Here is a 14,548-nt window from a genome sequence, read left to right as displayed (position 1 = left end):
TAAGCATAAGGATTCAGGCAACCGTTTGCACCTGCTTTTTGCAGCCGGATGAAAATCCGCGCCGTCAGGCGCGGCGGTTGATCAGTCAGTAAACGGGATCACCAGCTCACCCGGTTTCACTTCCAGGCCTTTGGCAAATTTCTTCGCCAGCGACTCACCTTTACTGCGATCGGTACTCAGCACGTAAGCCGGTTTCTGATCGAAATAACTTTTCAGCGACTGATTCAGATAAGGCGTCAGCGTCTTGATGATCGAGGCCATTTTTTCCGGTGTGACCTGCGCATCAACAATCTCCAGATCGCGCAGATAGATGGCGCCCTGCTGCTGATCGAACACCGGCTGAGCGCGCATCTTCAGCTGCATATCGGCCTGCTGTGGCCCAAAGAGGGAGGTAACATTGATCTTCGCGTTACCGGAAAGTGTCACTTTGCCCGGCTCTTCGCGGCCAATCTGGCTGGTGAGATTATTGAGCACGATATGGGCATTAACCAGTCCGGAGAGCCCGATATCTTTTTCATAGTTATTGTGCTTTTGCAGCGCCTGATTCACTTCCTGTTCGCTGATGGTGTACTGCGTCAGTTGATTACAGCCGCTAACCAGCAGCACCAGTAACAGAGCGGCAAGGCCGGAAAAACCCTTTTTCATCGATATTCATCCTAAATGACGAAGCTAATTGAACAACGCATAGCGTGCCTGAATGCATCTCAGGTGTCATCAGGAAAGGGATGAGAAACGCGTTCGGTTTCTCATCCGTTAGGGGTTACTGGGCGATCGAGGAGAGCAGATTGACCTGGGTTTGCTTGGCCATGTTATCGCGGTATTCTGCGACTCTGGCCGGCCAGTCTATACCGGCAACCAGCGTCAGCGAGCGCAGCAGCGGGAACAGGTTAAAATCATCCTCAGAGAGTTCACCGTTCACCGCATTAGGCTGAACAATTAATTTATCGAGCTGGCGCAGATCGCCGCTGACATTTTTGATCATCCCGGCAGCATGGCTTTTCAGCTCGGTGAAATCTCCAATGCTGGCCTGCTTTTTGCTGCGGAAATAGTCGCGCGCTTCCGGTGTGGCAAATTCTGCAAAAGGGGCCTCGGCGATGCGCGGTAACAGCAGTTTGTTAACATAGCCGTTCATGTGGCGCAGCCAGTCAGCGATGGCCGGATTGAGGGCGCCGGTGATCAGCGGTTCGCCCTCCAGTCGATCGATATAATGCACGATATCCATGCTCTCCGGCATGGCGCTGCCATCCTGTTTTTGCAGGATCGGGGCCATTTTCTGACCGATCAGCCGTTTGGGCGTCTCTTCGTCGTCATTGAGCATCACCACCAGCTCAACCGGCAGATTTTTCAGGCCGAAAATCATCCGCGCCTTAACGCAGAAAGGGCAGTGTTCATAGATATACAGCTTCATCCTGATCTCCTTTGTTGACAGCATGAATCAATTCATCCTGTTTTCGGACTCGCCAAAAAGTATGGAAGAGATTAAGCGGCAGGGCAAACCCACCCGCGCCGGATGCGGAACCGATCGGCGTCAGCGCGGGTCCGGGCCGGTAATCACCGTCAAAATCAATGGCGATATCAGAGCAAAATCAAGGTGTTTGCAGCTTGATCGCGGGTAACGTTTTACCGCAGCCCAGGCGACGGTTATAGTGAAAGCAGGGTAATTACGGCTCATCTTTATCAGCCTTTGATTTCAGGAGTCAGGATGTTTGGCTATCGTTCTGCCGCGCCAAGGGTGCGATTAACCACCGACCGGCTGGTGGTCCGTCTGGTTCACGAGCGTGATGCCTGGCGGCTGGCAGATTATTACGCAGAAAACCGCCTGTTTTTAAAGCCGTGGGAGCCGGTGCGCGATGAAAGCCACTGCTATCCCTCAGGCTGGCAGGCGCGTCTAGGGCTGATTACCGATATGCATAAGCAGGGATCGGCATTCTATTTCATTCTGATGGACAGCGATGAAACCGAGGTGCGCGGCGTGGCTAATTTCAGCAACGTGTTGCGCGGCTCGTTCCACGCCTGTTATCTGGGCTACTCACTCGGCGAGAAATGGCAGGGGCAGGGCATGATGTTTGAAGCGCTGCAGTCGGCTATCCGCTATATGCAGCGTCAGCAGCATATCCACCGCATCATGGCCAACTACATGCCACACAACCAGCGCAGCGGTGATTTGCTGGCGCGGCTCGGATTCGAAAAAGAGGGTTACGCCAAAGATTATCTGTTGATCGACGGCCGCTGGCAGGATCACGTCCTGACGGCATTAACCTGGCGGGAATGGACGTCTGATCGGCGTGGATAATAACAAGGAGTCAGCATGAAATTGACGTTGTCGGCGCAGGCGTTGCGCGTGTTGGGCTGTCTGCTGGAGAAAGAGGTCACGACGCCGGAACAGTATCCGCTCTCCCTGAATGCGGTGGTCAGCGCCTGTAATCAGAAATCGAACCGTGAGCCGGTAATGAACCTGAGCGAGACCGGGGTGCAAAATCAGCTCGATCAGCTGGAAAAATTGCATCTGGTGACCGCCAGCAGCGCATCGGGCCAGCGGGTAGTTAAATATGCTCAGCGCTTCTGCAACTCCGCCTTTGGCACGCTAAAGCTTAACAGCGCGGAAGTGGCGGTGCTGACACTGCTGCTGTTGCGCGGTGCCCAGACGCCGGGTGAACTGCGTACCCGTAGCGGACGTCTGCATGAATTTACCGACGTTAGTGAGGTGGAACAGACGCTCAACGCGCTGCAGCAGCGTGATGACAGCGCCACGGTGATGCGTCTGCCGCGGGAACCGGGTCGGCGCGAACACCGTTTTATCCATCTGCTGAGCGATGAGGCGGAATTGCCACACGAGAGTGACGCCGCAGAGCCGGGCGAGCTGGCTGCACGCGTCACGGCGCTGGAACATCAGGTGGCGCAACTGCAGGCGCAACTCACCCAACTGCTGCAAACGGAGAGCTGAAATGACGTTACGTATTGGCGTGGTGGGACTGGGCGGCATCGCGCAGAAAGCCTGGCTGCCGGTGTTGTCGGCGGCGACTGACTGGACGCTGGTGGGGGCTTTTTCGCCCAATCAGGCCAAAGCCCGGCCAGTCTGCGACAGTTTTCGCATCCGCTGTTTCAGCTCGATTGACGAACTGGCCGCCGCCTGCGATGCGGTGTTCGTCCACAGCAGCACCGCGAGCCACTATCAGGTGGTCAGGACGCTGCTGCTGGCCGGCAAAGATGTCTGCGTCGATAAGCCGCTGGCGGAAACCCTCGATCAGGCGGAAGCGCTGGTTGAGCTTGCCGGCCAGCAGCAGCGCAAATTGATGGTGGGTTTTAATCGTCGCTTTGCTCCACGCTATCAGCAGCTTAAAGCTGAGATGGGCAGCGTCGCCTCGTTGCGGATTGAAAAGCACCGCAGCGACAGCGTCGGACCGCACGATCTGCGTTTTACCCTGCTGGATGACTATCTGCACGTGGTGGATACCGCGCTGTGGCTCGGTGGTCAGCCGTTTAGTGAAGTGCAGGGGCGCATTGCCACCACTGCGCAGGGAGAGATGCTTTACGCGGAACACCACTTTAACGTGGGCGGCGTGCCGATCACCACCAGCATGCACCGGCGTGCCGGCAGCCAGCGTGAGCGGGTCAGCGCGGTGTGTGAGCGCAAATGCATCGATATCAGCGAAATGCGCGACTGGCAGGAGGAAACCGCAGGCGGCCTGCTGATCGCGCCGCCGCCCGCCTGGCAAAGTCATCTGGTGCAGCGCGGTTTCAGCGGCGCGGCACACCATTTTATCCAGTGCGTGCAAAATCAGACGATGCCCGAAACCAGCGGTGAACAGGCCCTGCTGGCGCAGCGCGTGGTGGAAAAACTGTGGCGTGACGCCACTCAACAATAATGCCTTGTAACACTCCGTGCTGGTCATTTCCCGCCGTGGCAGTAGACTATCGCCGGGCATCATCCGGATGCCCGCGCTAAGTCTCTCATTTTGCCGATTCTTTTCAGGATGCGCCGTCAATTATGAATTTGTTGAAATCGCTGGCAGCGGTCAGTTCCATGACCCTGTTTTCCCGCGTACTGGGCTTTGCCCGAGATGCCATTGTGGCCAGGGTGTTTGGCGCCGGAATGGCGACCGATGCATTTTTCGTCGCCTTTAAGTTGCCCAATCTTTTACGGCGTATCTTTGCAGAAGGCGCCTTCTCACAGGCGTTTGTGCCGATTCTGGCGGAATACAAGAGTAAGCAGGGCGATGAAGCGACGCGGCTGTTCCTCGCCTACGTCTCCGGACTGCTGACGCTGGCGCTGGCGCTGGTCACGGTGGCGGGGATGATCGCCGCGCCGTGGGTGATTATGGTCACGGCGCCGGGCTTTGCCGACAGCGCCGATAAGTTCGCGCTGACCAGTTCGCTGCTGCGGGTGACCTTTCCTTATATCATGCTGATTTCGCTCGCCTCGCTGGCGGGTGCAGTGCTGAACACCTGGAACCGCTTCTCGGTTCCGGCGTTTGCCCCGACCCTGCTGAATATCAGCATGATTGGTTTCGCGCTGTTTGCTGCACCGCATTTCCATCCGCCGGTGATGGCGCTGGCGTGGGCGGTGGTGGCAGGCGGCGTGCTGCAGCTCGGTTATCAGCTGCCGCACCTGAAAAAGCTCGGCATGCTGGTGCTGCCGCGCCTGAACCTGCGTGATGCTGGCGTCTGGCGGGTCATGCGTCAGATGGGACCGGCGATTCTCGGTGTCTCGGTCAGCCAGATCTCGCTGATCATCAACACCATTTTCGCCTCCTTTCTGGTATCAGGATCGGTCTCGTGGATGTATTACGCTGACCGGCTGATGGAATTTCCGTCCGGCGTGCTCGGCGTGGCGCTGGGCACCATCCTGCTGCCTTCGCTGGCCAAAAGTTTTGCCAGCGGTAATCACGATGAATATTCCCGGCTGATGGACTGGGGCTTACGCCTCTGCTTTTTGCTGGCGCTGCCGAGTGCGGTGGCGCTGGGGATGCTCTCTGGCCCGCTGACCGTAGCGCTGTTCCAGTACGGTAAGTTTACCGCCTTTGATGCGGCGATGACCCAGCGGGCGCTGATCGCTTATTCCGTCGGGCTGATGGGCTTAATTGTGGTCAAAGTGTTGGCACCGGGCTTTTACTCGCGGCAGGACATCAAAACGCCGGTTAAGATCGCGATTGTTACCCTGATTATGACTCAGCTGATGAACCTGGCGTTTATTGGTCCGCTGAAGCATGCCGGTTTGTCGCTGTCGATTGGGCTCGCGGCCTGTCTCAATGCGGCACTGCTCTACTGGCAACTGCGTAAAAAGCAGATCTTTATGCCCCAGCCCGGCTGGACAGGGTTTCTGGTTCGTCTGCTGATTGCGGTGCTGGCGATGGCGGCGGCGCTGTTTGCGATGCTGCAGTGGATGCCAGCCTGGGAACAGGGTTCGATGCTGTGGCGGCTGCTGCGACTGGCGGCGGTGTGTGCGGTCGGGGGCGGCGCTTACTTCGTGACGCTCGGGCTGCTCGGCTTCCGGCTGCGCGATTATGCGCGACGCACAACAGTCTGATAAAAAACAGGCATACAAAAAATCCCGCAAGCTGGCGGGATTTTTTTTGCTCAGTCAGTCGTCAGGCTTTACGGCTGAGTGTCGCCTGGCCTTTACCCATCCCGTCGGGACCATAAAACGCCTGGGTCTGGTGCGGCTTCAGCACCTCCAGCGCATCCTGGGTGTAACGAATCTGATGTTGCAGCAGCAGGCCATTATGCACGTTGGCATCCTGCAGGCGACGGGTGTGCTGCTGAATACGTTGCCAGCGGCTCGCCATGTCGCTCTGACCACGATAAGGTGCCGACGTTGCCAGGCTTTGCTCGGCGGTACGGCGCATCTCATCCAGATAGTTAAGCGTACTGAGCAGCGCACCTTTATCTTCAGTGATACGCTGCAACAGGTTGCTGTTAATGTTTCCGGCTGCCAACTGCTGCTGCTCTTCTTCCAGCAAGGTTGACAGCGATGCCAGCACATCCTGCATCTTATCTAATGTGGTCAGCAAGTTACTCATGGGGACTAGTTACCCTCTAAATACGCCTTAGTGTCGGCAATCAGCGCGTCGGCGATCTTGCCGGTATCCATTTTAAGTTCGCCATTACGAATGGCGGTTTTCAGTTGTTCAACCCGCTGGACGTTGATGTCCTGGCTGCCTGGCTGCATCAGCTGTGACTGCGCGCTGCTCAGGCTAACCTGGGCGGCGGCTGGCGTGCTGGCCGCCGGCGTGGTGCTTTGACGCACTTTGGTGCTGGCGGGCTCGCTGGTGTCGCGGCTCTGTACGGTGCTGGCGGGTTTCAGCGGTTGCGTTCTGTCGATGCTCATATTCGGGCTCCTGTACGGTCAGGGGAGTCTGCCACCTGAATCAGAATAGCGTAATTGCTTAGTTGATTCTTCTATCGGCAGAACAACTGGCTTCTTTAACGCTTTATAGTGTTATAAGAATATTCCCATCATCCCGCACCCGACCGCTGACAACCTGCCCATTTCCCATCCGCACCCGCACCCACTGAGACTGGGTGGCATTGTTCAGTGCCTTACCCTCGCCGCTGGCGTCAAAACCGTCACCACTGGCAATCACCATCACGCTCTGACCCGCCTTCACCCGCCACGGCTGACGCAGCATCGACGGATTAATCGGCTGTCCCGGCTGGATGTCACGCAGCACCACGGCATCCGCTACCGCCTCATCGTTCAGCAGCGCACGCGCCGGCAGGGTATCGAGCCGGCCCGTCTGCTGGCTGAAATCAGCCGCACTGACGCTGCTGCCGCGCGTTAACAGCCGGTTTGCGACCAGGTAAGGTCCGGTGACCTGCACCTGCACCTGAATGTAGCGGCGATTCTCACCGCAGTTGGCGGCTACGCTCATGTTGCCCCACAGGCGGCTGTTGCCCGGCAGGGTAAATTTCGGCGCGTCGCAATCGGGCCACTGGGCCTGCGGCGTGCGGACCACCACGGTCATGCCGTCGGCATGTTGGGGGTCACGCGCTTTAAAAAATTGGTTCAGTTGTGCACTGAGATCGCCGGCCGTAACCGGCAGGGCGATCAGGACCAGCAGACTGGCCAGCAGGGTTTGATATCCACGCATGGTGCTTTTCCTCACTGATGATGGCAACGAGTGTACGCGCAGCAAAAAATATTCAAGAGCCAAAATAGCGTGGGTTTTTGGCCTTATTCAGACGATTACCTCTTGCTTTTCCAAATTAAGCTGCCAGCTCGAAATTCTCATTCGCGGAGGAACCATGCTCGACAAACTGGATGCGGCGCTGAAATTTGGTACGGAAGCCCTCAACCTGCGTGCTCAACGTCAGGAGATCCTGGCGTCAAACATTGCCAACGCCGATACCCCTGGTTATCAGGCCCGGGATATCGACTTTGCCAGCGAGCTGAGTCGGGTGATGGCCAATGGTCGTGCGGAAGGCAGCAGCATGGCGTTAAAAGTCACGTCAGCTCGCCACATTGAAGCGCAGACCAACTCGGCACCGTCGATGGACATGCTCTATCGCATTCCCGATCAGCCAGCCGCCGACGGCAACACTGTAGATATGGACCGTGAACGTACTCAGTTCGCGGATAACAGCCTGAAATATCAAACCGATCTCACCCTTATCAGTAGCCAGATCAAAGGCATGATGAGCGTGTTACAAGGGCAATAATTATGGCCTTGCTGAACATTTTTGACATTGCCGGCTCAGCGATGACCGCGCAATCACAGCGATTAAACGTCAGTGCCAGTAACCTGGCCAACGCCGACAGCGTAACCGGCCCGGATGGGCAACCTTACGTCGCCAAACAGGTGGTATTCCAGACCGATGCCGCGCCTGGCGCAGCCACCGGCGGCGTGAAAGTGGCGAAGGTGGTGGACGATCCGACCCCCGCCAAACTGGTGTATGACCCGGGTAACCCGATGGCCGATGCCAAAGGCTACGTCAAAATGCCCAACGTGGATGTGGTCTCTGAGACCGTCAACACCATGTCAGCGTCACGCAGTTACCAGGCGAACGTTGAAGTCCTCAACACCGTGAAGTCGATGATGATGAAAACCCTGACGATCGGGCAATAACGGAGAACAATTATGGCTATCGCGGTAGGCGTTAATGAGAAGCTGGACCCCACGGTCCTCAGCTCCTCCAGCACCAGTGGCACCGGCAACAGCGCGCAGGATCTGCAGAATCAGTTCCTGACCATGCTGGTGACCCAGTTACAGAACCAGGATCCCACCAATCCGATGGATAACAGCCAGCTCACCACCCAACTGGCACAGATCAACACCCTGAGCGGGATTGAGAAACTCAATACCACGCTGGGATCGATTTCCGGCCAGATCAGCACCAGCCAGTCGCTGCAAAGCTCGACCCTGATTGGGCACGGCGTGATGGTTAACGGCTCGCAGGTTCTGGTTGGCAGCGGCACGACCACGCCGTTTGGGGTTGAACTGACCTCGGCGTCCACTGCTACCGCCGCCACGATTAAAGATGCGAATGGCACGGTGATCGATACCGTTGACCTCGGCGCACTGAGCGCGGGTGTTCATACCTTCTCGTGGGACGGCAAACTGAGCGACGGTTCAACCGCGCCAGACGGTAAATACAGCGTTGCGATTGCCGCAAGCAATGGCAGCACACAACTGGTGGCACAACCGCTTAACTACGCCTACGTCAATGGGGTGAGTACCGCGAACGACACCACAAAACTGGATCTCGGCACCATGGGCTCCGCTTCCCTTGACGAAGTACGTCAGATTCTCTGATTAACCTGTAGACAGGAGACACACACATGTCATTTTCCCAAGCGGTCAGCGGCCTTGGCGCTGCCTCAAGTAACCTTGATGTCATCGGCAACAACATCGCCAACTCCGCGACAGCGGGTTTTAAATCGAGCACCATCGCCTTTGCTGATATGTTCGCCGGTTCTAACGTCGGCCTCGGTACCAAAGTGGCGGCAGTGATCCAGAACTTTAACGACGGTTCGACCACCACCACCAGCCGCGGCCTCGACGTCGCCCTGAGCGGCAACGGTTTCTTCCGTATGACCGACACCAGCGGCGCGGTTTATTACTCACGTAATGGCCAGTTCACGCTGGATGCTAACCGTAACCTGATCAACACCCAGGGCCTGAACGTGACCGGTTATCCGGCCAGCGGCTCGCCAGCGACTATCCAGGCGGGTGCTAACCCGGTGGCGATCAGCATTCCGACCGAGCAGATGCCGGCTCGCGCAACCACCACCACTGGCCTGGTCGCGAACCTGAACTCGACCGACACCGCACCGACAGTGACGACGTTCTCTACTGCTAACGCCGACAGCTACAACAAGAAGACCACCGCGACCGTCTATGACTCGCAGGGTAACGATCACGCGCTCGATATGTACTTTGTCAAAGACACTGCCAGCAACAGCTGGACCGTGCACGCGATTGATGCCAACACCGGTTCATCTGCGGGTGACTTCAAAATGGCGTTCGACACCAGCGGCAAGCTGACCCGCATGGACAAGCTGGATGCGACCGGCGCTGTTGTCAGCAGCAGTACTGATGGCACCGTCGGGTTAACCCTGAACGTGCCGGCAGCCGGCCAGACTACCGCAGCCAACGGTGCAGTAGCTAACCAGCCGATCACCCTGAGCATGCTGGGCAGCCTGCAGCAGAACACCGGCGCCACCACTTTCGGCAGCCCGACCCAGGACGGTTATGCGCCTGGCGATCTGACCAGCTACGCCATTAACGATGACGGCACCATCACCGGCACCTACTCCAACCAGAAAACCCAGTTGCTGGGTCAGATCGTGCTGGCGAGCTTCTCTAACCCGGAAGGCCTGCAGTCACAGGGCGACAACGTCTGGTCGGCGTCGAATGCCTCCGGTCAGGCAGCAATTGGTCTGGCGAACACCGGCACCTTCGGTTCTCTGACCGCTGGCGCGCTGGAAGCTTCTAACGTCGACATGAGTAAAGAGCTGGTGAACATGATTGTGGCGCAGCGTAACTATCAGGCGAATGCGCAGACCATCAAAACTCAGGACCAGATTCTTAACACGCTGGTTAACTTACGTTAATTCGCTAACAGGATTGCTTTATGGATCACGCGATATATACCGCGATGGGCGCGGCCAGCCAGACGCTGGATCAGCAGGCGGTCACCGCCAGCAACCTCGCCAACGCCTCAACGCCAGGCTTTCGTGCGCAGCTTAATGCGTTGCGCGCAGTGCCGGTCAATGGCTGGTCACTGCCAACCCGCACGCTGGTGACCGCGTCCACGCCGGGCGCCGATATGAGTCAGGGCTCGATGGATTACACCGAGCGCCCACTCGACGTCGCGGTACAGCAGGATGGCTGGCTGGCGGTGCGTACTGCTGACGGCAGCGAAGCTTATACCCGCAACGGCAACATGCAAATCAGCCCGAACGGGACGCTGACGATTCAGGGCAATCCTGTAATGGGCGATGGCGGTCCGATTGTGATCCCACAGGGATCGGAAATCACCATTGCCGCTGACGGTTCAATCACCGGCCTGAATGCCGGCGATGCGCCGAATGCCACGGTCCAGCTGGGTAAGCTCAAGCTGGTGCGGGCCACCGGTCAGGAGTTGCAGCGCAGCGATGACGGCATGTTCCGCCCGACGGCAGCCACCCAGAACACCCGCGGCGCGGCGTTGCAGGCTGACGCTACCATGCAGGTGATGCCGGGTGTGCTGGAAGGCAGCAACGTTAAGCCGGTTGAAACCATGGTCGACATGATCGCCAACGCCCGACGTTTTGAGATGCAGATGAAAGTCATCACAAACGTTGATGAAAACGAACAAAAAGCCAACCAGTTGCTGAACATGAGCAGCTAAGGCGCGAGGATAACAACATGATTCGTTCTTTATGGATCGCTAAAACCGGTCTTGATGCGCAGCAGATGAACATGGACGTGATTGCCAACAACCTGGCAAACGTCAGCACCAACGGCTTTAAGCGTTCGCGTGCGGTGTTTGAAGATCTGATGTATCAGACCATGCGTCAGCCCGGCACCCAGTCGTCTGAACAGACCACGCTGCCGTCCGGCCTGCAGATTGGTACCGGTGTTCGTCCGGTCACCACTGAGCGTCTGCATACGCAGGGCAACCTGTCGCAGACCAGCAACTCAAAAGATATCGCCATTAATGGTCAGGGTTATTTCCAGATTCAGATGCCGGATGGCACTTCTGCCTATACCCGTGACGGCGCGTTCCAGATCGATCAGAACGGTCAGCTGGTGACCAACTCTGGCTTCCCGGTGCAGCCCGGCATCACGATTCCGGCCAACGCCACCAGCATTACCGTGGCGCGTGACGGGGTGGTGAGCGTGACGCAGCAGGGCCAGGCGCAGGCGACTCAGGTCGGCCAGCTGACCCTGAGCACCTTTATGAACGATGCCGGTCTCGATAGCGTGGGTGAAAACCTCTATCAGGAAACGCAGGCTTCGGGTGCGCCAACTGACAGCACGCCAGGCCAGAACGGCGCCGGTCTGCTTTATCAGGGCTATACCGAAACCTCGAACGTCAACGTGGCAGAAGAGCTGGTAACGATGATCCAGACTCAGCGCGCTTACGAAATCAACAGCAAAGCGATCAGTACTTCCGATCAGATGCTGGCGAAACTGACTCAGCTTTAATCCCCGACAGGGCCAGTTCCGGCTGGCCTGAAGAACAGACACAGATAAGGTCGTGACTCCGTGGCGAAGCAACAGATTCTCAAGCCTGGACATTGGTTAGTCGCCTCGCTGCTGCTAACCCTTAACGGTTGTGCACTGGTACCGCGTACACCGCTGGTAGAAGGGGCGACGACGGCGCAGCCGATGCCGTCCGCGCCACCGGTGGTTAACGGTTCGATTTTCCAGGGCGTCGCGCCACTCAACTACGGCTATCAGCCGCTGTTTGAAGATCGTCGCCCACGTAACATTGGCGACACCCTGACGATTACGCTGCAGGAAAACGTCAGCGCCAGCAAAAGCTCCTCGGCGAATGCCAGTCGTGATGGCAGCAACAGCTTCGGCTTAAGCGCGGTTCCGACCGGGCTGGCAGGGCTGGTTGGGGCCGGTGGTGAAAAAGCCAACTTTGGCGCCGAAGGCAAAAACGATTTCGCAGGTAAAGGTGGCGCATCCGCTAACAACACCTTTACCGGCACCATTACCGTCACCGTGGATCAGGTGTTGTCGAACGGCAACCTGCACGTGGTGGGCGAGAAACAGATCGCCATTAATCAGGGCACGGAGTTCATTCGCTTCTCGGGCGTGGTTAACCCTCGCACCATCAGCGCCAGCAACGCCGTGTTATCTACTGCCGTCGCCGATGCACGTATTGAGTACGTCGGAAACGGTTATATCAATGAGGCGCAGACCATGGGCTGGTTACAGCGTTTCTTCCTGAACATCTCGCCGATGTAAGAGGTTTCAATGAAAAAGTTAACGCTGTTACGCGTCGGACTGGCGCTGCTGCTGGGCGTCAGCCTGCTGGCAAAAGCCGATCTGATCCGTGATTTAACCACCGTACAGGGCGTGCGGGAAAACCAGTTGCTCGGTTACGGACTGGTGGTGGGACTGGACGGTACCGGTGACCAGACCACTCAGACGCCGTTTACCACCCAGACGGTGAGCAACATGCTGTCACAGCTCGGGATTACCGTGCCGACCGGCACCAACATGCAGCTGAAAAACGTGGCGGCGGTGATGGTGACGGCAAAACTGCCAGCATTTGCCCGTCAGGGACAGACGCTTGACGTGGTGGTGTCGTCACTGGGTAACGCTAAAAGCCTGCGCGGCGGAACGCTGCTGATGACTCCGATGAAAGGGGTGGATAACCAGGTCTATGCGCTGGCTCAGGGGAACATCCTGGTCGGCGGTGCCGGTGCGTCGGCAGGCGGCAGCAGCGTACAGGTTAACCAGCTGAACGGTGGCCGGATTACCGGCGGCGCGACGGTAGAACGTGAACTGCAAAGTAACTTTGGTTCGCAGAACACCATTAACCTGCAGCTCAACAATGAAGATTTCTCGATGGCGCAGCGCATTGCCGATGCGATTAACGCGCGTGGCGGTTACGGTGCCGCCCAGCCGCTGGATGCGCGTACCGTTCAGATCCGCGTATCGCCGAATAACGGGGCTCAGGTACGCCTGCTGGCGGATATCCAGAACATCAACGTCTCGATTCCGGTCGAAGATGCGAAAGTGATCATCAACTCCCGTACCGGTTCGGTAGTGATGAACCGCGAGGTAACGCTGAATCAATGTGCCGTGGCGCAGGGCAACCTGTCGGTGACGGTGAATCAGCAGCAGAACGTCAGCCAGCCTGATACGCCACTGGCCGGTGGGCAGACGGTAGCCACCACCCAGACCCAGATCGATCTGCGTCAGAGCGGCGGGGCACTGCAACGTGTGAATGCCAGCGCCAACCTGAACAATGTAGTGCGCGCGCTGAATGCGCTGGGTGCATCGCCAATCGAGCTGATGTCGATCCTGCAATCAATGCAGAGCGCCGGCTGTCTGCGCGCCAAACTGGAAATTATCTGATGACTGATACGCAATCTCTGATGAGTGCGGCTTACGACAGCCGCTCACTGAACGAACTGAAACACCAGGCCAGCAGCGATCCGAAAGGCAAAGCGCTGCAGGTGGCTCGCCAGGTCGAAGGGATGTTTGTACAGATGATGTTGAAAAGCATGCGTGAGGCGTTGCCGCAGGACGGCATGATGAGCAACGAGCAAACCAAACTTTTCACCTCAATGTACGATCAGCAGATTGCGCAGGAGATGGGTAAACGTGGACTCGGGCTGGCGGAAACCATCGTTAAGCAGATGCAGCCCGCCACCGCCCCGGATGAAAAAGCCGGCACGGTGCCGATGAAGCTGGATAACAGCTTTATTCTCAGCACCGTCGGCGCGGTACAACAGCCGGCGCAGCAGCTGGAGCAGCTGGTGCGTAAAGCCATGCCGCGCCTGCCGGTCTCGTCACCGACCGGCCTGCCGACCGACAGCCGTGAGTTTATCGCCCAGCTGACCCAGCCAGCCCAGGCGGCCAGTCAGCAGAGCGGCATTCCTCACCATCTGATTCTGGCGCAGGCGGCGCTGGAGTCGGGCTGGGGCCAGCGCCAGATCCTGACCCGCGACGGTAAACCGAGCTATAACGTATTCGGTATCAAGGCCAGCGGCGACTGGAAAGGCGACACCACCGACATCATGACCACCGAATATGAGCAGGGCGAAGCGAAGAAAGTGCGTGCCAGCTTCCGGGTCTACAACTCCTATTTCGAGGCTCTGACCGATTACGTCAAACTGATCAGCAATAACCCACGCTACGCGGCGGTCGCTAACGCGTCGAGTGCCGAGCAGGGCGCACAGGCGCTACAGGCGGCAGGCTATGCCACCGATCCTAAATATGCGCAAAAGCTGGTGGGAATGATTCAGCAATTCAAGAGCATGGGCGACAAAGTCGTAAAAGCCTACAGTCAGGATTTAGGCGACCTGTTCTGATAATTCAGCCTCAAGTTTCACTTAAGCACGCCGATAACACCATCATAAGCCAGATGCGTTTTCGCC

General features: G+C 57.7%; 18 protein-coding genes. 13 read left to right on the top strand and 5 right to left on the bottom strand.

The annotated features are described in order from the left end of the window. Positions 1 to 81: 81 nt before the first annotated feature. Complete coding sequence (locus ABIB18_RS00915) at positions 82 to 645, bottom strand: lipoprotein (RefSeq protein WP_031376549.1); 564 nt, start codon at positions 643 to 645, stop codon at positions 82 to 84. A 115-nt stretch (positions 646 to 760) separates the two neighbouring features. Beyond that, positions 761 to 1,408 (bottom strand): glutaredoxin 2, encoded by a 648-nt coding sequence (grxB, locus tag ABIB18_RS00910; protein WP_354473500.1) that lies wholly within the window; start codon positions 1,406 to 1,408, stop codon positions 761 to 763. A gap of 294 nt (positions 1,409 to 1,702) precedes the next feature. Here grxB and rimJ point away from each other — a divergent pair, with 294 nt between their 5' ends. The 4 genes from rimJ (at position 1,703) to murJ (ending at position 5,527) form a co-directional block, all read left to right on the top strand. Then, on the top strand, positions 1,703 to 2,293 hold the full coding sequence (rimJ, locus tag ABIB18_RS00905; RefSeq protein ID WP_046288397.1) for a ribosomal protein S5-alanine N-acetyltransferase: 591 nt from the start codon (positions 1,703 to 1,705) through the stop codon (positions 2,291 to 2,293). Between the two features lie 15 nt (positions 2,294 to 2,308). After that, positions 2,309 to 2,944 (top strand): YceH family protein, encoded by a 636-nt coding sequence (locus tag ABIB18_RS00900; RefSeq protein ID WP_354473498.1) that lies wholly within the window; start codon positions 2,309 to 2,311, stop codon positions 2,942 to 2,944. Between the two features lies 1 nt (position 2,945). Next, the gene (locus ABIB18_RS00895; protein WP_354473497.1) at positions 2,946 to 3,866 is read left to right on the top strand and encodes a Gfo/Idh/MocA family protein; all 921 of its coding nucleotides are present in this window, start codon (positions 2,946 to 2,948) and stop codon (positions 3,864 to 3,866) included. Between the two features lie 122 nt (positions 3,867 to 3,988). Beyond that, entirely contained in the window at positions 3,989 to 5,527 is a 1,539-nt protein-coding gene (gene murJ, locus ABIB18_RS00890) for a murein biosynthesis integral membrane protein MurJ (RefSeq protein WP_031376552.1), read from the top strand. Between the two features lie 61 nt (positions 5,528 to 5,588). Here murJ and flgN read toward each other — a convergent pair whose 3' ends face one another. The 3 genes from flgN to flgA form a co-directional block, all read right to left on the bottom strand. Next, positions 5,589 to 6,020 carry a flagellar export chaperone FlgN gene (flgN, locus tag ABIB18_RS00885; RefSeq protein ID WP_031376553.1) on the bottom strand — a complete coding sequence of 144 codons (432 nt, stop codon included), beginning with the start codon at positions 6,018 to 6,020 and terminating at the stop codon, positions 5,589 to 5,591. Between the two features lie 5 nt (positions 6,021 to 6,025). Then, a complete protein-coding gene (gene flgM, locus ABIB18_RS00880; protein WP_031376554.1) occupies positions 6,026 to 6,328 on the bottom strand; it encodes a flagellar biosynthesis anti-sigma factor FlgM in 303 nt (100 codons plus the stop codon). 103 nt (positions 6,329 to 6,431) lie between these two features. After that, on the bottom strand, positions 6,432 to 7,091 hold the full coding sequence (flgA, locus tag ABIB18_RS00875) for a flagellar basal body P-ring formation chaperone FlgA (RefSeq protein WP_354473496.1): 660 nt from the start codon (positions 7,089 to 7,091) through the stop codon (positions 6,432 to 6,434). Positions 7,092 to 7,245: 154 nt separating this feature from the next. Between flgA and flgB the strand changes: the two genes are divergently transcribed. Genes flgB through flgJ form a run of 9 tightly spaced genes read left to right on the top strand, consistent with a single transcriptional unit; the run spans position 7,246 to position 14,482 of the window. Beyond that, positions 7,246 to 7,659, top strand: a complete 414-nt coding sequence (gene flgB / locus ABIB18_RS00870) for a flagellar basal body rod protein FlgB (protein ID WP_031376556.1) — start codon at positions 7,246 to 7,248, stop codon at positions 7,657 to 7,659. Positions 7,660 to 7,661: 2 nt separating this feature from the next. Beyond that, positions 7,662 to 8,066 carry a flagellar basal body rod protein FlgC gene (gene flgC, locus ABIB18_RS00865; protein ID WP_031376557.1) on the top strand — a complete coding sequence of 135 codons (405 nt, stop codon included), beginning with the start codon at positions 7,662 to 7,664 and terminating at the stop codon, positions 8,064 to 8,066. A 12-nt stretch (positions 8,067 to 8,078) separates the two neighbouring features. Then, the gene (gene flgD / locus ABIB18_RS00860) at positions 8,079 to 8,753 is read left to right on the top strand and encodes a flagellar hook assembly protein FlgD (protein ID WP_031376558.1); all 675 of its coding nucleotides are present in this window, start codon (positions 8,079 to 8,081) and stop codon (positions 8,751 to 8,753) included. A gap of 26 nt (positions 8,754 to 8,779) precedes the next feature. After that, a complete protein-coding gene (flgE, locus tag ABIB18_RS00855) occupies positions 8,780 to 10,054 on the top strand; it encodes a flagellar hook protein FlgE (protein WP_031376559.1) in 1,275 nt (424 codons plus the stop codon). A 20-nt stretch (positions 10,055 to 10,074) separates the two neighbouring features. Next, entirely contained in the window at positions 10,075 to 10,833 is a 759-nt protein-coding gene (locus tag ABIB18_RS00850; RefSeq protein WP_046288396.1) for a flagellar basal body rod protein FlgF, read from the top strand. Positions 10,834 to 10,850: 17 nt separating this feature from the next. Beyond that, positions 10,851 to 11,633: a flagellar basal-body rod protein FlgG gene (flgG, locus tag ABIB18_RS00845; protein ID WP_354473494.1), complete on the top strand. Its 783-nt coding sequence runs from the start codon at positions 10,851 to 10,853 to the stop codon at positions 11,631 to 11,633. A 60-nt stretch (positions 11,634 to 11,693) separates the two neighbouring features. After that, positions 11,694 to 12,404: a flagellar basal body L-ring protein FlgH gene (locus ABIB18_RS00840; protein ID WP_031376561.1), complete on the top strand. Its 711-nt coding sequence runs from the start codon at positions 11,694 to 11,696 to the stop codon at positions 12,402 to 12,404. A gap of 9 nt (positions 12,405 to 12,413) precedes the next feature. Then, on the top strand, positions 12,414 to 13,523 hold the full coding sequence (locus ABIB18_RS00835; RefSeq protein WP_069728161.1) for a flagellar basal body P-ring protein FlgI: 1,110 nt from the start codon (positions 12,414 to 12,416) through the stop codon (positions 13,521 to 13,523). Continuing rightward, complete coding sequence (gene flgJ / locus ABIB18_RS00830) at positions 13,523 to 14,482, top strand: flagellar assembly peptidoglycan hydrolase FlgJ (RefSeq protein WP_069728162.1); 960 nt, start codon at positions 13,523 to 13,525, stop codon at positions 14,480 to 14,482. The genes ABIB18_RS00835 and flgJ overlap by 1 nt, the downstream gene beginning before the upstream one ends. Positions 14,483 to 14,548: the final 66 nt, after the last annotated feature.

Origin of the sequence: Pantoea sp. UYEF8 (genome assembly GCF_040546285.1) — a bacterium.
Lineage (GTDB): Bacteria > Pseudomonadota > Gammaproteobacteria > Enterobacterales > Enterobacteriaceae > Pantoea > Pantoea brenneri.
This window is presented reverse-complemented; position numbering and strand designations above follow the sequence as displayed.